We start from the raw sequence: 18110 nt of genomic DNA, 5'->3' as shown, positions 1-18110 counted from the left end.
CACTACTATCTCTTTATTTTGAAACAGATTTAACGTACTCTTGTACAAATGCTAAAGCTTCCTCAACTTGCGCTGGGTTTTTACCGCCTGCTTGAGCCATGTCAGGACGGCCACCACCGCCGCCGCCACAACGAGAAGCTACTTCTTTCACAAGTTTACCAGCATGGTAACCTTGGCTAATTAAATCTTTCGTTACGCCAGCTAAGATGTTTACTTTATCATCATTTACAGACGCTAATACGACAACTGCAGACTCTAATTTATTTTTCAGGTCATCCATCATCGTACGTAAGTTGTTCATATCTGCAACGTTTACTTTCGCTGCTAATACGTTTACTCCATCAACTGTCATTACTGAATCAGTTAAGTTTCCAGCTTCAATATTGCTTAATTTTGCAGCAAGAGATTCGTTTTCTTTTTGAAGTTGTTTTACTTCAGCAAATAAACCATCCACTCTTGTTAAAATATCTTTCGGATTTGTTTTCATTTTTCCTGCTGCTTCTTTTAATAAACCTACTTGATCGTTCATTAATTCGTATGCAGATTTACCAGTTACTGCTTCAATACGACGCGTTCCTGCACCGATACCAGACTCAGCAACGATTTTGAAAATACCGATTGAAGCTGTGTTATCAACGTGACAACCACCGCAAAGCTCTAAGCTGTAATCGCCTACTTGTACAACGCGTACAACATCACCATATTTTTCACCGAATAATGCCATTGCGCCCATTTCTTTCGCTTCTTCAATTGCTTTTTGAGAAATCTCAACATCAATACTTTCCCAAATTTTCTCGTTTACCATACGCTCAATTTTTTCTAATTCGTCAGCTTGTACTTGACCGAAGTGAGAGAAATCAAAGCGTAAACGTTCAGAAGTTACAAGAGAACCTGCTTGGTTAACATGCGTTCCAAGTACGTCTTTTAATGCTTGGTGTAGTAAGTGAGTTGCTGTATGGTTTTTCACAACGCTACTGCGGTTTTTCGTGTCGATAATAGCTTTCACAGCCGAATCTTTCGTTAATGTACCTTCTTCAACAACAACTTTGTGTAAGTTTTGACCATTTGGTGCTTTTTGTACGTCTTTTACAAGTACTTTCAAGCCGTCAGCAAGAAGGTAACCACGGTCTGCAATTTGTCCACCGCTCTCAGCATAGAATGGTGTTACATCAAGCATTAATTGCCCTTCTTCACCAGCTTGTAAGCTATCTGTGTATTCACCGTTTTTCACAAGTGCAACAACGTTACTTTCTGTTGCAACTGTACCGTAACCAACGAACTCGCTCGCTACTTTCACTTCTCCAAGGACACCGCCTTGAACTTGCATAGAATCAACGTCTTGACGAGCAGCACGTGCACGCTCACGTTGTTTTTCCATTTCACTTTCAAAGCCTTCCTGATCAACTGTCATACCAGCTTCTTCTGCATATTCTTCAGTTAATTCAATCGGGAAACCGTATGTGTCATATAGACGGAACGCATCTACTCCCGAGATAACAGTTGTTTTCTCTTCTTTTGCTTTTGTGATAACTTCAGCTAAAATTGCTTCCCCATCATGAAGTGTTTCATGGAAACGCTCTTCTTCGTTTTTCACAACTTTTGCTATGAAACCTTTCTTTTCAAGTACTTCTGGGTAGAAGTCTTTCATTACTTCTCCAACAACCGGCACTAATTCAAACATGAATGGACGGTTGATGTTTAATTTCTTCGAATAACGAACCGCGCGGCGTAATAAACGACGTAATACATAACCACGGCCTTCGTTAGATGGAAGAGCACCGTCACCTACAGCAAATGTTACTGTACGGATATGGTCAGCAATTACTTTAAACGCCATATCTTTTTCTAAGTCACCATCACGATACTTCTCACCAGAAATTGATTCTGTTGCGCCAATCATCGGCATGAATAAGTCTGTGTCAAAGTTTGTAGGTACATCTTGAACGATAGATGTCATACGCTCTAGACCCATCCCTGTATCGATGTTTTTCTTAGGAAGCGGTGTATATGAACCGTCTGGATTATGATTAAATTGAGAGAATACAAGGTTCCATACTTCTAAGTAACGCTCGTTTTCTCCGCCTGGATATAATTCTGGGTCACTAAAGTCATTACCGTAAGCTTCTCCGCGGTCATAGAAAATCTCTGTATTCGGTCCGCTTGGTCCTTCACCGATATCCCAGAAGTTTTCTTCTAAACGGATGATGCGCTCTTTTGGAACACCCATTTTTTCATTCCAAATTGTGAATGCTTCTTCATCTTCTGGATGGATTGTAACTGATAGTAATTCTTTATCGAATCCGATCCATTTGTCGCTCGTTAAGAATTCCCAAGCCCAAGTAATTGCTTCTTCTTTAAAGTAATCACCGATTGAGAAGTTTCCTAACATTTCAAAGAATGTATGGTGACGAGCTGTTTTCCCTACGTTTTCAATATCGTTTGTACGAATTGATTTTTGAGCATTTGTAATACGTGGATTTTGCGGGATTACACGTCCATCAAAATATTTTTTTAATGTCGCTACACCACTGTTAATCCATAACAGAGATGGATCTTCATGCGGAACTAGTGATGCACTAGGTTCTACTGCATGTCCTTTTTCTTGGAAAAAGTCTAAAAACATTTGACGAATTTGTGCGCCTGTTAGTTGTTTCATTGTATTTTCCTCCTTAAATATAAAAAACTCCCGCCCCTATAAAAGGGACGAGAGTTAACTCGCGATACCACCCTAATTATGAATTGATTATTATAACAATCAATTCATCACCTCATGGTGCCGTAACGTGGCAAGACGGCAGTGATTAGCTGCTCTCAGGATTAGCTTTCTGTTACCCTTCATTTAAAGCTTCTTTCAGCCATATGGAAGCTTCTCTCTATAAATGGACTGTAACGTACTTTTTCCGTCATTGATTTAATGTATTATATGACTAAATATAATAGAATTCTCTTAAGTTTGTCAATGTAGATAATCATTTATATTGCATTAACCATAGTTATTCTACTATTCATTCTTAACAGCCTTTCAATATATTATGCATTTATTAATAAATTGTACTACCTCTATATTTTTTTCGAAATATTATATTTTTGTTATAATTAAATTATCAATAATAAAGAAGCGAGCAAAATGACAACTTTATTGAACAAGGCTAAAAACATATTAACGACTGACGAAACGATATTATTTTACACTGCATGTTCATTAAATATATTTATTTATCGTTCCGTTGCAAGACCAGGACTGTTAATTTTAACAAACAAACGGCTCTTCTTTTATGGACCAGATGTAAGTAAGAACCCAATATTTGAAGAGTACTCTTTTGCAAACATTTCTAATCTAAAAGTGCAAAAGCGTCTTTTCAGCAATCAAATTATATTTATGTACGATAATGAATGGAAAAAAATAAAACATATTCAAACAAATGATGTAAGCTCTCTCGTTCAACAAATACACGAGCAACTCTCTAAATAATGATAGCCCTCTACTTTTATAAGCAGAGGGCTATCATATTACACATCTTCTTTTTTCCAAAGAGGCCTTACATGAACGATCACCGTACGAATGACCGCTAAAACAGGAACTGATATTAATAACCCTACAATTCCTGCCACTTCTCCCCCAACTAATAATGCAAGCATAATAATAACCGGATGCATACGAAGTGACTTACCAACGATGTAAGGTGATAAAATGTTACTTTCCAAAAATTGCAAAATAGCAATCGTAATTCCCGCCTTAATGAGTAAACTCGTTGATACCGTTGCCGCAATCATCAATGTCGGAATCGCCCCTAAAATAGGACCGAAGTACGGGATTATATCCGTTACCCCAATAATAATGCCGAGTAATAATGGATATTTCATACCGATAAACCAAAAAGAAAGAACAGATACTCCCCCTAATACTAAGCAAACAAATAACTGTCCTCGAATATAACTTCCGAGTGACTTATCAATTTCTTTCGCCAGTATTTGCCCTGTACTACGCCACTTACTCGGGACTAGTTTCCAAAAAATATTATAAAACTCACCGTAATCTTTTAATATGTAAAATACAATGAACGGTATTAAGAAAATAATAAGCAACGAGTCCAATACGCCACGGGCTGTGCTCATCACTTTATTTAAAAGTGATTGTATCTTCGTTTCTACTCCACCAAAAATTTGTTTCACCTTTTCATGAATAAAGGACGGGAAGTTCGCTGTTTGTTCCGTAACGCCATCCATCCAAGAATCATACATTTTTGTAAACTGCGGAAATTGTTCATTAATCTCTTGTAATTGCTTAATAACAATTGGCGTTCCTTTATAAATTCCATAACCAATCCCACCAAAGAAAAGGATGTAAATAAGCAAAATAGCGAGTGTGCGCGGCATCCCTTCTTTATGAATTTTTTCAATTAAAGGATGCAATAAATACGCAATAAAACACGCAATAAGAAACGGTGTAATTGCCACTTTAAATACAAAAATAATCGGTGCCCATAGCGGCTTAATTTTTAAAAAGACGAGCAAACAAAGAAATACAAGTAACAATAACCCTAAACGATATATCCAAATGATTTTAAGATTCTTCACACGAAAAACCTCCTCCACCTTTATTTTGAAAATAAATAGGTTAGGTTATGTGCAAAAGTTTTAAAATCTTTTCGTGCAGACCATACTGTTTTGTAAAGACGTACATATACATAACATAATAAGGACAACCACCCCTGAGAACGCAGCATGAAACAATATAATCAGGAGGGCTCATAATGGTTTTATTTATGCTCGTATTATCAGCACTTTTTATGATTCTTGAATGGGTTTGTATCGGATTTGGTATTTGGAAAGGTTTCTTTATTCATTCCTCACGAAAAGAAAGGGCGAAGCAATTATTTCATTACGGAATGCTTGGCGTTGGATGTTACGGCCTATCTTATCTCTTCTCTGAAATCGGACTTTTATATTTGCATACAAGTGCATAAAAAAACTCCCTTATAATGAAGGGAGTTTTTTACGCTTATAAATAAGATTTAATCATCTTACGTGCTTTTTTCATATTGCGTTTTGAAAATACATCTTGCTTGCGAGCATATTGATATGCTGCAGCTCCAACACCTAATGCGATTAATGAATTGCGTAGATTCAAAGTAAATCCCCCTTTTCGTTATCCAATCGTTCTTTCGTTCTCATCAAATAAATCATCAAGAGAGCTTAATGAACCATCTTCCTCTACTTGATGCGTATGGATTTTCCCCTTTGAAACCGATAATTCGATATAACAATTCCAGCAATAAAATTGGTTGACACCTATTTTCCCAATGTCTTTCCCTTTGCAATTTGGACAAATGAACATATGGCTTTCATCTCCTTACAGTCTCCCAGATTCTATTCGCCATTATGTCCAAACCGCATTCATTTATACATTGCTGGAGCCTTTCAACGTTATATGTTTGAAAGTTTCACTATATAATTTCACCTTGTTACATGAAATCATACGGTGAAATGTTTTCCACGTCCATTTCTTCGCCATTAACTGTTACCATCTGTACTTCTCCTTGTGATTCTTGCAAACGACCAGCTAAAGTCGTTTGACGCATTGCATCATCAAGGCGATTTACACCAGATTGGAAAGCTGCTTCCTCCCCGCAAATAATGAGGAACTTTTTACTTCTTGTAATACCAGTGTAAATTAAATTACGACGTAACATACGATTGTAACTTTTCACTATCGGCATAATCACAATCGGAAACTCACTACCTTGCGATTTATGAATCGAGCAGCAATAGGCATGTGTAATTTGATTTAAGTCTGGCTTTGTATACGTTACCTCAATTCCATCAAATGAAACGATAATCATATCTTGTTGTTCAACGTTCTCTTTCGCATAAAACACCGAAACAATTTCTCCGATATCACCATTAAACACTTGGCTCTCCGGTTGATTAACGAGTTGCAGTACTTTATCGCCTCTTCGGTATACAACATCACCGTAAGCAATTTCTTTACTCTTTTCCCTTTTCGGATTAAACACTTCTTGCAACGCTTCGTTTAGTACATTAATACCGGCAGGGCCACGATACATCGGGGCCAGTACTTGTACATCTCTTGCGCTAAACCCTTTTGTCTTAGCATTTTCACAAACCTTCTTAACAACCTCAACAATTTGAGCTCCTGTACAGCCGATAAATGAACGATCTTTTTGATTTTGCGCTAAATCTGGCGGGAGCGTTCCATTTTTTATCGCATGAGCGAGTTGAATAACAGATGAGCCTTCCGCTTGACGATAAATTTCAGTAAGCTTTACTGTTGGAACTGCACCTGCATTCAATAAATCTTTCAACACTTGTCCAGGTCCTACAGATGGTAATTGATCTTCATCACCTACAACGATAACTTGAATATTAGTCGGCAATGATTTAAACAGCTGATTTGCAAGCCAAATATCTACCATCGAAAACTCATCAATAATGAGTAACTTCCCTTGAACTGGATCGGTTTCATTACGCTGGAAAGACCCTTCTGGCGTCCAACCAAGCAGACGATGAATTGTACAAGCAGGGAGCCCGGTAGATTCACTCATTCGCTTCGCTGCTCTTCCTGTTGGAGCCGTTAATAATATCGGAAATGGATTATCATCACTGTATTCATTCGGATTTAATGATACACCATGCAAGGATGCGTACATTTCAACAATTCCTTTAATAACTGTTGTTTTCCCCGTTCCTGGTCCACCTGTCAATAACATCATCGGCTTATGAAGTGCCGTTTGAATTGCTTCTTGCTGAAACGGTGCATACTGCACCTTCAGCTGTTCTTCAATTTCACCTAACGTCTTTAACACTTCTGCTTCAGGAAATGAAGGGGTTTCCTCTTGATTCATAAGCCTGCGAATAGACTTTACAACACCTTTTTCAGAGTAAAATAACGACGCTAAATACACTCGTTCTTCTTCAATGATGACTTTCCCTTCACTTTGCATCATTTCAACACAACCTATAATATCTTCCTCAGTCACTCTACCTTCTTGATTATTTAAAAGTGACATCGTTTCTCTTACAAGTTGATCTTTCCCCATATAAACATGGCCGAGCTGCAGTGAAACATTCTCTAACGTATAAAAACAACCCGCACGTACACGGTCATCATGATTACCCGATATCCCTAACGCCCGTCCGATATCATCCGCTCTTCCAAATCCAATCCCGTCCACTTCTTCAATAAGCTTATATGGATTATTACGAATCACTTCTAATGTCATCTCTTTATATTGCTGGTAAATCTTAATAGAAAGCTTCGTTCCAAAACCGTAACCATTTAAAAAACTCATTACTTTCTCTAATCCTTGATGTTCAACAATTGTCTCATAGATTTCTTGCGCTTTTTGCTTATTGACAACACCATGTAACGCATCCGGATCATCCATAATTTTAGAAATGGCATGTTCCCCAAGATGATCCACAATTTTTTCAGCTGTACGCTTTCCTATCCCTTTAAATAAATCACTCGCTAAATATTGCACCATACCTGCTTTTGTTTGCGGCAATTCTTTCTTAAACGTTTCAACTAAATATTGTTTCCCATACTTCGGATGGTCTTTAAAATGCCCTGTCAATGTAAACACTTCATCTTCATGCATGCGGGGAAAATGACCGTTTATCATCACTTTTTTTTCGTCGTACGTTTCATTCGTCTCAATGACTTTCATACTGACAACGGAATAGAGGTTTTCTTCGTTGTGGAAAATGGTATGAAGAACTTGCGCTTTTATAAACTTTTTCTCTTCCTCAAACAAATCCATTGCATGTTGATTTCCCATCTTTCCTCTCCTTTCCGGTTCGTTTCACTTTAATGAGCAGTACATCCCCCACCTATTTAGATGAGGGATAACTACCCATTAAACTATATTTTCATCTTATTCAGCTTCTTGCTCCAATAAACGAACACCATTGCCAGCTAAAAAGTGATCTGGCTGAATTTCAGTTGCTTTCTTAAATAAAGTAAGAGCCTTCTCGTTATTTTCTTCAAATACGTACGCAACACCTAAATTATAATACGCATCTGCATGCTCTTCATCCATTTCTAATACCTTTTCAAAATAAGGTTTCGCCTCTTGAATATGTTCTAAACGTGCAAAGCAAAGTCCGCACTGAAACACAGCTTCTACATCGTTTTCATCTAATTCTGTTGCTCTTTGTAAAAACGGCAGTGCAAGACGATCATTTCCAAGTTGCACATGTGTAATACCTAACATAAATGTTACATCAGCTGATTGTAATCCCGCTTGCATCGCTTGTTCAAATACAGCCTTTGCCTCTGCAAATTGCTCTTGACCGTAATACACATTTCCTAATCCATAATAAGCAGCCGCAGATTTATCATCTAATTCTAATGCACGTTTATAAAATAAAATTGCTCTTTCACTATCACCTAGTGCATCTAATAAGTTCGCAAAATTAATGTATCCAAGCGCATCTTTCGGATTTTCTTCGATTGCTTCTGTGAAATTTTTAGCAGCTTCTTCCCAGTTTCCTTCTTGCATATATTGAATACCTGTTTCAAGTTTGTTTGACATGTCCTTCACCTCTACAACAAATTATAACAAAGAATGTATTTTCCAAGCGAACGAAAATTCGCTTTATGTAAAAGAAACCTCTAACCGCTAATCGGCAGAGGCTTCTCATTTTATCCTAAATAATCCAATTTCTTACCACTACGATATACTTCATCAATTGTAGCACCGCCTAAGCACTCATCTCCATCATAGAAAACAACTGCTTGTCCTGGTGTAATTGCACGAATTGGCTCGTCACAAAGAATACGAACTGTATTTTCATCAACGATTTGAACCGTTACTTTATTGTCTTCTTGACGATAACGGAATTTTGCTGTGCACTTAAATTCTTTTTCTTTCGCTTCATTACTTACCCAGCCGATATTCGTAGCAATAACTTCATCACCATATAGAAGTTCGTTATGGAATCCTTGATCAACATATAAAATGTTTTCTTTTAAGTTTTTTCCAACAGCAAACCACGGATCACCGTTACCACCAATACCAAGGCCATGACGTTGTCCAATTGTATAGTACATTAAACCGTCATGCTTCCCTTTCACTTCACCAGATAATGTTTGCATCACACCTGGTTGCGCTGGTAAATAGTTGCTTAAGAAATCTTTAAAGTTACGCTCACCGATAAAGCAAATACCAGTACTATCTTTCTTCGCCGCTGTCGCTAAACCAGCTTCTGTCGCCATTTCACGAATTTGCGGTTTCTTTAATTCACCTAATGGGAACATTGTTTTTGATAATTGCTCTTGGCTTAATTGATTCAAGAAATACGTTTGGTCTTTATTATCATCAACGCCGCGAAGCATTTTATATTCGCCGTCCATATAAGCAACGCGTGCATAATGACCTGTCGCTACATAATCAGCACCAAGCGCAATCGCATGCTCTAAAAATGCTTTAAATTTAATTTCTTTGTTACACATTACATCTGGGTTTGGTGTACGACCAGCTCGGTACTCATCTAAGAAGTACGTAAATACTTTATCCCAGTATTGTTTTTCAAAGTTTACTGCATAATACGGAATGCCAATTTGGTTACACACTTCAATTACATCATTGTAATCTTCTGTTGCTGTGCAGACACCATTCTCATCTGTATCATCCCAGTTTTTCATAAAAATTCCGATTACATCATAACCTTGCTCTTTTAATAAAAGAGCTGCTACAGATGAATCGACGCCACCGGACATCCCGATGACAACGCGTGTTTCTTGAGGTAGTTTGTTCATCATGTCACCTCCCATGCTAATTTTGTGTTAATCGCTTCACGATTTTCACTGTTTCGTACGCCGCTTTCTCAATTTGCTCTTTCGTATTTCCAAGTCCAAAACTAAAGCGTACGGATGAACGTATTTGATCGGAGTCTTTTCCGAACATCGCTACTAATACATGTGATGGATCAATCGAACCAGCTGTACACGCCGAGCCACTTGACACTGCAATGCCAGCTATATCTAAGTTCACAAGGAACGGTTCAATGTTCATTCCTGTAAAACTGATATTAAGCACATGTGGTAAGCGATATTCTAAGTTTCCGTTTACCTCGAAAGTAATGTCTTCATTTTTGAAGACAGATACCATTATATCTTTAAACTCTTCAAATTGGGCATTTTTTTGCTCACGAGTTTTTTCAGCTAACAAAATTGCATGTTGCAAACCAACGATACTCGGTACATTTTCAGTACCAGCACGGCGTTTTCTTTCTTGCTCCCCGCCTATTAATAACGGTTCAAATTTCACATTTGCACCAGCGTATAGGAACCCTACACCTTTTGGTCCATTAATTTTATGAGCTGAAATCGATAATAAATCAATGCCGAACTCTTTCACATCTATTTCTACTAATCCGTAAGCTTGTACCGCATCTGTATGAAAATAAGCTTGATGCTCTTTTAGCAACTTCCCTATTTCCGCGATTGGTTGCATCGTCCCGACTTCATTATTCCCAAACATAACGGATACGAGAATCGTCTCTTCTGTTAATGCATTTTGTATGTCAGAAACTTGAACGCGTCCTGTTTCATCAACAGGTAAATATGTCACTTCAAACCCTTCGCGCTCTAACAATTCACACGTATGCAAAATTGCATGATGTTCAATTCGCGTCGTTATAATATGGTTACCTTTATGACGATTCGCACGTGCTACACCTATAAGCGCTAAATTATCAGCTTCTGTACCACCGCTCGTAAATATAATTTCATTCGGATTCGCATGAATGCTACGTGCTCCCGCGCGTCTTGCCTCATCTACTGCATGGCGCGTTTGACGTCCATAAAAGTGAATACTAGACGGGTTCCCGAATGTTTCTGTCATATATGGAATCATCTTTTCGACCACTTCTGGGTGAGTCGGAGATGTCGCAGCATGATCTAAGTAAATGCGTTCCATTAAATCTCCTTCTTTCCAAATCGTTTCACAAGGAATTAAATGTAAAACATATAGCCCCCGTGATTTTCTTCCTCATAACGTACTAAATCTTCTAACGTTGTGCTATCTAACACTTCTTGCACCGCATCACGAACACGCATCCATAATTGGCGTTGTGCCGGTTCCTCTTCTTCTATCATTTCTACAACACTAATCGGACCCTCTAATACACGGATTACATCCCCAGCTGTAATGTTAGCTGGCTGATCAGACAATACATATCCGCCATATGCCCCGCGCGTACTCTTTACTAGACGAGCGTTACGAAGTGGTGAAATTAATTGCTCTAAGTAATGTTCCGATAAATCATGTGCCTGCGCAATTGATTTTAAGGAAATTGGACCTTCACCAAACTTTTTTGCAAGATCGATCATAATTGTTAAGCCGTAGCGGCCTTTCGTTGAAATCTTCATCTATTTTGCACCTCTTTTCAAATTTTCACTTCTATTGGTTATATCTTATTTATAAAAGAACACAATTTAAAATCCTATGAAATTATAGCATAATATAGTATTATAAGAAATTTCAACTTGTGTATCAAAATGATAACATAAAATCACATTGAAAAACTCGGAAATTATTACAATTGAAAGAAAAATGAAAATATTTATATTCATTTTTCCCACAAAACAGCATCCTATTTCAAATTCCACTAAAAAAAATGATACGATAGAAAGAGATTATACATTAAGGGAGACGGTAAAAATGAAACAGCCACTCGCACATCGAATGCGCCCTACAAATATTCAAGAAATTATCGGACAACAACATTTAGTTGGTGAAGGAAAAATTTTATGGCGAATGGTCCAAGCAAATCATTTTCAATCTATGATTTTATACGGCCCTCCAGGCACAGGAAAAACATCCATTGCGAGCGCAATTGCAGGAAGTACTGGAACCCCTTTTCGCCTATTAAATGCTGTTACTCATAATAAAAAAGATATAGAAGTTGTCGTACAAGAAGCAAAGATGCATCGACACCTCGTTTTAATTTTAGATGAAGTACACCGTCTAGATAAAGCAAAACAGGATTTTCTATTACCTCATTTAGAAAGCGGACTCCTTACCTTAATCGGTGCAACAACGAGTAATCCGTTCCATGCTATTAATTCTGCTATTCGAAGTCGTTGTCAAATCTTCGAATTACACGCATTAACAGAAGATGATCTTTTAATTGGCTTAAAACGAGCACTTGAAGATAAAGAAAAAGGTCTTGGAGAATATGATGTAACGGTTACGCCGGAAGCATTACATCACTTTGCAAATGCATCTGGTGGAGATATGCGTTCTGCTTATAATGCACTTGAACTAGCTGTTTTATCTAGCTTTACAACGGACGAAAAAGCTGCGGTAATTACGCTAGAAATTGCAGAAGAATGCATGCAAAAAAAGAGCTTCGTTCACGACAAAGGTGGAGATGCTCATTATGACGTATTATCGGCATTTCAAAAATCGGTGCGCGGAAGTGATGTAAATGCAGCACTTCATTATTTAGCACGTCTTATTGAAGCTGGTGATTTGCAAAGCATTGGTAGACGTCTTCTTATTATGGCATATGAAGATATCGGACTTGCTAGCCCACAAGCCGGACCGCGTACACTAGCAGCTATAGAATCAGCGGAACGAGTTGGATTCCCGGAGGCACGCATACCACTTGCAAATGCTGTTATCGAGCTTTGCTTATCACCAAAATCAAACTCAGCTTACAAAGCACTTGATACTGCATTACACGATTTACGTAACGGTCAAACAGGCGACATTCCAAGTCATTTAAAAGATAGTCATTACAAAGGCGCAGAATCACTTGGAAGAGGCATTGGATACTTGTATCCACACGACCATCCAAATGGATGGGTACAACAACAATACTTACCTGATAAAATAAAAAACAAACAATATTATAAACCGAAAACGACAGGGAAATTTGAGCAAGCACTTTCTACTGTATATGAAAGATTACAAAGTTCGAATAAAACGAAAAATAAAGGGTAACCTAAGCGAAAACGTCACCATTATGGAGGCTTCGCTTATGAAAACACGTCAAGATGCATGGACAAAAGAAGACGATCTCCTTTTAGCAGAAACTGTTTTACGACATATTCGCAGCGGTAGCACACAAATAAAAGCATTCGATGAAGTCGGCGATACATTGAACCGCACTTCCGCAGCTTGCGGATTTAGATGGAATGCTGAAGTAAGACCGAATTACGAAGATGCGGTGCAACTTGCAAAAAAACAACGTAAAGAATTAAAACGCTCTGAAGCTAAAATAGAAAAAGAGCATTTCACGCAAACGAAACAACTCGTAATTGATGCCGAGTTTTCAGAAGATATTATGCCAAACAAACAGGATCTTACAATGCAACATGTCATCTCGTTTTTGCAAAACTTAGAGCATACCAACCCTTCACTCGCAAAGTTACAAACTGAAAATGAAGTATTACAAGCTCAGCTCACGACTTTGAAAAAAACGAATCATGAACTGGAAGCAAAATTAGCGGTACTCTCAAAAAAACAACAAGCAATCGAAGAAGATTATGCAATGCTTGTTAGAATTATGGACCGTGCTCGAAAACTCGTTTCGGTTGAAGAACAAGAAGAACAGATCGCTCCAATTTTCAAGACAGATCAAAATGGTAATTTAGATATTATTTATTCTGCAGAAAATTAAAAAGGATGTCACCTAATAGAAAAAGCATATATCCTAGACGGATATATGCTTTCTTTTTATTCTTGCCCTACACGCTTCACTTCAACGTTTTTAATACGTTCACGTACAACGTGACTTGCCATAATTAGGCCTGCCACAGATGGTACGAATGCATTTGATGAAGGTGGTAATTTCGCTTTACGAATTTTTGCATTTTCGTCTGGTACGATTTCTTTACGTACTTCTTCACGAATTACGATTGGGTTTTCGTCAGAGAAGACAACTTTTACACCTTTTTTAATACCATCTTTACGAAGCTTCGTACGAATTACTTTCGCAATTGGATCTGTATGTGTTTTAGAGATGTCCGCAATACGGAAACGAGTTGGGTCCATTTTATTTGCTGCACCCATGCATGAGATAATTTTAATTTTTCGACGTAAGCATTGTTTAATTAAATGAATTTTGAACGTAATCGTATCAGATGCATCTACTACGAAATCCAATCCATGTTTGAAGAACTCTTCATATGTTTCATCAGTATAAAACATTTCTAGCCCAATTACTTCACACTCTGGATTAATGTCTGCGATACGCTCTTTCATTAATTCTACTTTTGAACGTCCTACAGTAGATACTAACGCGTGAATTTGACGGTTTACGTTTGTAATATCTACAACGTCTTTATCGACTAATACGAGACGTCCTACGCCAGAACGTGCTAACGCCTCTGCCGAAAATGACCCTACGCCGCCAATTCCTAAAATACCGACTGTACTATTTTTTAATATTTCAAGTCCTTCTTTACCGAAGGCTAATTCATTACGTGAAAATTGATGTAACATTCAGCTCTACACTCCTATTACAAAAATGGTCTATCATGTATTCTAGCGTTTTTCCGACTATTTGTATAGAAAAAGTTATAGAATTCCTAAAAATACATATTTCGAGAATAAAAACATAGTGTAAACCGGACTTTTTAAACAACCCTTTCAATATACGCTTAAAAAGGAGGATTTAGAGAGAACCGAGCAGATCGAGGCACGTATGCTAGGAGAAGCGCAGTGTAGGAGTACTACTCGAGCACTGGACTAGCATACGTAACGATGAGATGCGACAGTTATCTAAACCGGACTTTTTAAACAACCTCTCAAAAAAAGTCTAGACGGCTATAGTATAACCATCTAGACTTTATTCTTACTTCTCTTCTTTTAAGCTTAATTTTAAGTTTAACTCTTCAAGCTGTGCTTCTGCTACTGGGCTTGGAGCTTCTGTTAATAAGCAGCTTGCGCTTGCTGTTTTCGGGAATGCAATTGTATCACGAAGGTTCGTACGGCCTGCAAGTAACATAACAAGACGGTCTAAACCTAATGCGATACCACCGTGTGGTGGAGTACCGTATTCGAATGCTTCTAATAAGAATCCGAATTGCTCTTGTGCTTCTTCTTGTGAGAATCCAAGTGCTTTGAACATTTTTTCTTGTACGTCACGCTCGTAAATACGAAGTGATCCACCGCCAAGCTCATAACCATTTAATACAAGGTCATATGCTTGTGCACGTGCTTTTTCTGGTGCCGTTTCTAATAACTCAACATCTTCACGGAATGGCATTGTGAATGGGTGGTGAGCTGCGAAGTAACGATCTGCATCTTCATCGTACTCAAGAAGTGGCCAATCCGTTACCCATAGGAAGTTAAATTTACTTTCGTCAATTAACTCAAGCTCTTTACCTAGACGTAAACGAAGTGCACCTAAGCTATCTGCAACAACGCTCTTCTTATCTGCTACGAATAGTAATAAGTCGCCAGCCGTAGCTTCTAACGTAGTCATTAACGCGTTTGCATCTTCTTCACCGAAGAATTTCGCGATTGGTCCTTTTAGGCCGTCCTCTTCCACTTTAAGCCAAGCTAGACCTTTTGCACCGTATACTTTCACGAATTCAGTTAATGCATCGATATCTTTACGAGAATATTTGCTCGCAGCACCTTTTGCATTAATTGCTTTTACTTGTCCGCCGCTTTCTACAGCACTTGTAAATACTTTAAAGCCACAACCTGCAGCAAATTCAGATAGGTCTGTTAATTCCATTTCAAAGCGTGTATCCGGCTTATCAGAACCGTAACGAGCCATTGCATCAGCATATTTCATACGAGGGAATGGTGCACTCACTTCTACACCTTTTGCATCCTTCATAACTTTCGTCATCATACGCTCCATCATATCTAAAATTTCATCTTGTGTTAAGAATGAAGCTTCGATGTCGATTTGCGTGAATTCTGGTTGACGGTCTGCACGTAAATCTTCGTCACGGAAACAACGTGCTACTTGATAGTAACGCTCAAATCCGCCGACCATAAGAAGCTGTTTAAATAATTGTGGAGACTGTGGTAACGCATAGAATTCACCATCATGTACACGACTTGGTACTAAATAGTCACGAGCTCCTTCTGGTGTACTCTTCGTTAAAATTGGTGTTTCCACTTCTAAGAACTCTTCTGTGTCTAAGAAGTTACGAATTGTTTTCGTTACGTCGTGACGCATTTTGAATGTGTTAAACATTGCAGGACGACGTAAGTCTAAATAACGATATTTCAAACGCACATCTTCTGATGCATCTGTATCATCAGCAATAATGATTGGCGTTGTTTTTGCTGCATTTAATACGTTTACTTTCGTTGCTTGTACTTCAATACGACCAGTTGCCATATTGTCATTAATTGCGCCTTCACCACGCTCAACAACTGTACCTTCTACGTGCAATACGTATTCACTACGAATTGTTTCTGCTATTTCTAACGCTTCTTTTGATGTTTCTGGGTTAAATACAACTTGCACGATACCTGTACGGTCACGTAAGTCGATAAAGATTAATCCACCTAAATCACGGCGTTTTTGTACCCAACCTTTTAATTGAACTGTTTGTCCAACTGCTTCTACTGTTACTTTTCCACATGCATGTGTTCTTTCAGCCACTGTAAGTTCCCCCTATATTAATTTCTCTGCTACGTATGAAGCAAATACATCTAATGCTACTTCTTCTTGTTCGCCTGTTGCCATATCTTTTAAGTTAATGATGCCTTTATCTAGCTCATCTTCCCCTAATACAGCTACAAATTTCGCCTTTAGACGATCTGCTGATTTAAATTGCGCTTTCATTTTGCGGTCTAAATAATCTTTTTCAACTGATAATCCAGCTTTACGAAGATCAAATGCAACTTTCGCAGCATGGTCTTTCGCTTTTTCACCAAGCGCTACAACGTAACAATCGATACTATGTTCAATTGGTAATTCAATGTTTTCAGCTTTTAGCGCCATAATTAAACGTTCGATACTCATCGCAAAACCGATACCTGGCATTTCTGGTCCACCGATTTCTTGTACAAGCCCATTATAACGTCCACCACCGCTTAATGTAGTGATAGCACCGAAACCTTCTGCCTCACTCATAATTTCAAAAACAGTGTGTTGGTAGTAGTCTAAACCACGTACTAAGTTCGGATCTTTTTCAAATGGAACATCCATCATCGTTAATAATTCTTGAACTTTGTCGTAGTATACTGCCGAATCTTCGTTTAAGTATTCTGTAATAGATGGTGCTGTTCCCATTAATTCATGGTTACGGTCCTTCTTACAATCTAAAATACGAAGAGGGTTCTTTTCTAAACGAGATTGACAGTCAGAACAGAACTCGCCGATACGTGGCTCAAAGTGTGCGATTAACGCATCACGGTGCGCTTGACGGCTCGCTGCATCACCTAAGCTGTTTAATACAACTTTAATATTTTTCAAGCCCATGCCGCGGTAAAACTCTACAGCAAGTGCAATTACTTCTGCATCAATTGCAGGATCGTTACTACCGATTGCTTCAATACCAAATTGTACGAATTGACGATAGCGACCTGCTTGTGGTCTTTCGTAACGGAACATTTGACCGATATAGTATAATTTCGTTGGTTGTGTTGCATCACCGAACATTTTGTTTTCAACGTAAGAACGTACAACAGGTGCAGTACCTTCTGGACGTAATGTTAAACTGCGCTCTCCACGATCTTGGAATGAGTACATTTCTTTTTGTACGATATCTGTCGTATCACCAACACCACGTAAAAATAGCTCCGTGTGTTCAAAAATTGGTGTACGAATTTCTTTATAGTTGTAACGACGGCAAATTTCGCGTGCTTGCCCTTCGATATACTGCCATAACTCAACGCTACCTGGAAGAATATCTTGCGTTCCGCGTGGGATTTGAATAGACATATTCAGTTCCTCCTCAAATTGTTTTAATCTTAATAAAAATAAAAAAACTCCCGCCTCTACTGTTTGAACAGTAGGGACGAGAGTATTATACCCGTGGTGCCACCCTAATTGAAGCACGTATGCTTCCACTTTTTTAATAACGCTTAAATGTGCGTTCATCCCTACTAAGCATATATGCCGTTCAAGTTGAAACCTCTAGAGTGTCATTCAATCAGTCA

At 38.2% G+C, this 18110-nt stretch carries 16 protein-coding genes and 2 other annotated features (1 of these 18 only partly in view); of the genes, 4 read left to right on the top strand and 12 right to left on the bottom strand.

Going from position 1 to position 18110, the window contains the following annotated elements:
- Positions 1-13 precede the first annotated feature (13 nt).
- Positions 14-2656, bottom strand: coding sequence for an alanine--tRNA ligase (gene alaS, locus QCI46_RS05395; RefSeq protein WP_353839755.1), 2643 nt, complete (start codon positions 2654-2656; stop codon positions 14-16).
- Between the two features lie 40 nt (positions 2657-2696).
- Positions 2697-2916: a binding site (T-box leader), on the bottom strand.
- A gap of 211 nt (positions 2917-3127) precedes the next feature.
- Between alaS and QCI46_RS05390 the strand changes: the two genes are divergently transcribed.
- Positions 3128-3472, top strand: a complete 345-nt coding sequence (locus tag QCI46_RS05390; protein WP_064474724.1) for a PH domain-containing protein — start codon at positions 3128-3130, stop codon at positions 3470-3472.
- Between the two features lie 38 nt (positions 3473-3510).
- On the opposite strand, the gene QCI46_RS05385 is transcribed toward QCI46_RS05390, so the two are convergent.
- Complete coding sequence (locus QCI46_RS05385; protein WP_353839754.1) at positions 3511-4578, bottom strand: AI-2E family transporter; 1068 nt, start codon at positions 4576-4578, stop codon at positions 3511-3513.
- A 176-nt stretch (positions 4579-4754) separates the two neighbouring features.
- Here QCI46_RS05385 and QCI46_RS05380 point away from each other — a divergent pair, with 176 nt between their 5' ends.
- Entirely contained in the window at positions 4755-4967 is a 213-nt protein-coding gene (locus tag QCI46_RS05380) for a hypothetical protein (protein ID WP_327958365.1), read from the top strand.
- Between the two features lie 35 nt (positions 4968-5002).
- Here QCI46_RS05380 and QCI46_RS05375 read toward each other — a convergent pair whose 3' ends face one another.
- From QCI46_RS05375 to cymR, 7 genes are all read right to left on the bottom strand, one after another.
- On the bottom strand, positions 5003-5131 hold the full coding sequence (locus QCI46_RS05375; protein WP_001053553.1) for a YrzQ family protein: 129 nt from the start codon (positions 5129-5131) through the stop codon (positions 5003-5005).
- A gap of 18 nt (positions 5132-5149) precedes the next feature.
- Positions 5150-5338, bottom strand: coding sequence for a hypothetical protein (locus QCI46_RS05370; RefSeq protein ID WP_000469281.1), 189 nt, complete (start codon positions 5336-5338; stop codon positions 5150-5152).
- A 127-nt stretch (positions 5339-5465) separates the two neighbouring features.
- The gene (gene recD2 / locus QCI46_RS05365; protein ID WP_353839753.1) at positions 5466-7802 is read right to left on the bottom strand and encodes an SF1B family DNA helicase RecD2; all 2337 of its coding nucleotides are present in this window, start codon (positions 7800-7802) and stop codon (positions 5466-5468) included.
- Between the two features lie 96 nt (positions 7803-7898).
- The gene (locus QCI46_RS05360) at positions 7899-8558 is read right to left on the bottom strand and encodes a tetratricopeptide repeat protein (RefSeq protein WP_000066386.1); all 660 of its coding nucleotides are present in this window, start codon (positions 8556-8558) and stop codon (positions 7899-7901) included.
- Between the two features lie 110 nt (positions 8559-8668).
- Complete coding sequence (gene mnmA / locus QCI46_RS05355) at positions 8669-9784, bottom strand: tRNA 2-thiouridine(34) synthase MnmA (RefSeq protein WP_001038022.1); 1116 nt, start codon at positions 9782-9784, stop codon at positions 8669-8671.
- A gap of 16 nt (positions 9785-9800) precedes the next feature.
- A complete protein-coding gene (locus QCI46_RS05350) occupies positions 9801-10946 on the bottom strand; it encodes a cysteine desulfurase family protein (RefSeq protein WP_353839752.1) in 1146 nt (381 codons plus the stop codon).
- 35 nt (positions 10947-10981) lie between these two features.
- Positions 10982-11398: a cysteine metabolism transcriptional regulator CymR gene (cymR, locus tag QCI46_RS05345; protein ID WP_000704116.1), complete on the bottom strand. Its 417-nt coding sequence runs from the start codon at positions 11396-11398 to the stop codon at positions 10982-10984.
- 292 nt (positions 11399-11690) lie between these two features.
- Between cymR and QCI46_RS05340 the strand changes: the two genes are divergently transcribed.
- Positions 11691-12977 (top strand): replication-associated recombination protein A, encoded by a 1287-nt coding sequence (locus tag QCI46_RS05340; protein ID WP_353839751.1) that lies wholly within the window; start codon positions 11691-11693, stop codon positions 12975-12977.
- Between the two features lie 37 nt (positions 12978-13014).
- Positions 13015-13656, top strand: a complete 642-nt coding sequence (locus tag QCI46_RS05335) for an RsfA family transcriptional regulator (RefSeq protein WP_048541421.1) — start codon at positions 13015-13017, stop codon at positions 13654-13656.
- Between the two features lie 56 nt (positions 13657-13712).
- Here the strand turns inward: QCI46_RS05335 and QCI46_RS05330 are convergent, their stop codons facing one another.
- From QCI46_RS05330 to hisS, 3 genes are all read right to left on the bottom strand, one after another.
- On the bottom strand, positions 13713-14480 hold the full coding sequence (locus QCI46_RS05330; RefSeq protein ID WP_000903181.1) for a tRNA threonylcarbamoyladenosine dehydratase: 768 nt from the start codon (positions 14478-14480) through the stop codon (positions 13713-13715).
- A gap of 352 nt (positions 14481-14832) precedes the next feature.
- Positions 14833-16608: an aspartate--tRNA ligase gene (gene aspS, locus QCI46_RS05325; RefSeq protein ID WP_353839750.1), complete on the bottom strand. Its 1776-nt coding sequence runs from the start codon at positions 16606-16608 to the stop codon at positions 14833-14835.
- A 12-nt stretch (positions 16609-16620) separates the two neighbouring features.
- Positions 16621-17892, bottom strand: coding sequence for a histidine--tRNA ligase (gene hisS / locus QCI46_RS05320; RefSeq protein ID WP_000027073.1), 1272 nt, complete (start codon positions 17890-17892; stop codon positions 16621-16623).
- A 69-nt stretch (positions 17893-17961) separates the two neighbouring features.
- Positions 17962-18110: a binding site (T-box leader), on the bottom strand (it continues 82 nt past the right edge of the window).

Origin of the sequence: Bacillus cereus group sp. RP32, assembly GCF_040459735.1 — a bacterium.
Lineage (GTDB): Bacteria > Bacillota > Bacilli > Bacillales > Bacillaceae_G > Bacillus_A > Bacillus_A wiedmannii.
Note: the sequence above shows the minus strand (reverse complement) of the source record. Positions and strands in the feature narration are given on the sequence as shown.

What these genes read in the sequence shown, in the direction of transcription:
- alaS (WP_353839755.1), bottom strand. Translation starts at nt 2,656, where the DNA reads ATGAAACAACTAACAGGCGCACAAATTCGTCAAATGTTTTTAGACTTT.
- QCI46_RS05390 (WP_064474724.1), top strand. Translation starts at nt 3,128, where the DNA reads ATGACAACTTTATTGAACAAGGCTAAAAACATATTAACGACTGACGAA.
- QCI46_RS05380 (WP_327958365.1), top strand. Translation starts at nt 4,755, where the DNA reads ATGGTTTTATTTATGCTCGTATTATCAGCACTTTTTATGATTCTTGAA.
- QCI46_RS05370 (WP_000469281.1), bottom strand. Translation starts at nt 5,338, where the DNA reads ATGTTCATTTGTCCAAATTGCAAAGGGAAAGACATTGGGAAAATAGGT.
- recD2 (WP_353839753.1), bottom strand. Translation starts at nt 7,802, where the DNA reads ATGGGAAATCAACATGCAATGGATTTGTTTGAGGAAGAGAAAAAGTTT.
- QCI46_RS05360 (WP_000066386.1), bottom strand. Translation starts at nt 8,558, where the DNA reads ATGTCAAACAAACTTGAAACAGGTATTCAATATATGCAAGAAGGAAAC.
- mnmA (WP_001038022.1), bottom strand. Translation starts at nt 9,784, where the DNA reads ATGAACAAACTACCTCAAGAAACACGCGTTGTCATCGGGATGTCCGGT.
- QCI46_RS05350 (WP_353839752.1), bottom strand. Translation starts at nt 10,946, where the DNA reads ATGGAACGCATTTACTTAGATCATGCTGCGACATCTCCGACTCACCCA.
- cymR (WP_000704116.1), bottom strand. Translation starts at nt 11,398, where the DNA reads ATGAAGATTTCAACGAAAGGCCGCTACGGCTTAACAATTATGATCGAT.
- QCI46_RS05340 (WP_353839751.1), top strand. Translation starts at nt 11,691, where the DNA reads ATGAAACAGCCACTCGCACATCGAATGCGCCCTACAAATATTCAAGAA.
- QCI46_RS05335 (WP_048541421.1), top strand. Translation starts at nt 13,015, where the DNA reads ATGAAAACACGTCAAGATGCATGGACAAAAGAAGACGATCTCCTTTTA.
- QCI46_RS05330 (WP_000903181.1), bottom strand. Translation starts at nt 14,480, where the DNA reads ATGTTACATCAATTTTCACGTAATGAATTAGCCTTCGGTAAAGAAGGA.
- hisS (WP_000027073.1), bottom strand. Translation starts at nt 17,892, where the DNA reads ATGTCTATTCAAATCCCACGCGGAACGCAAGATATTCTTCCAGGTAGC.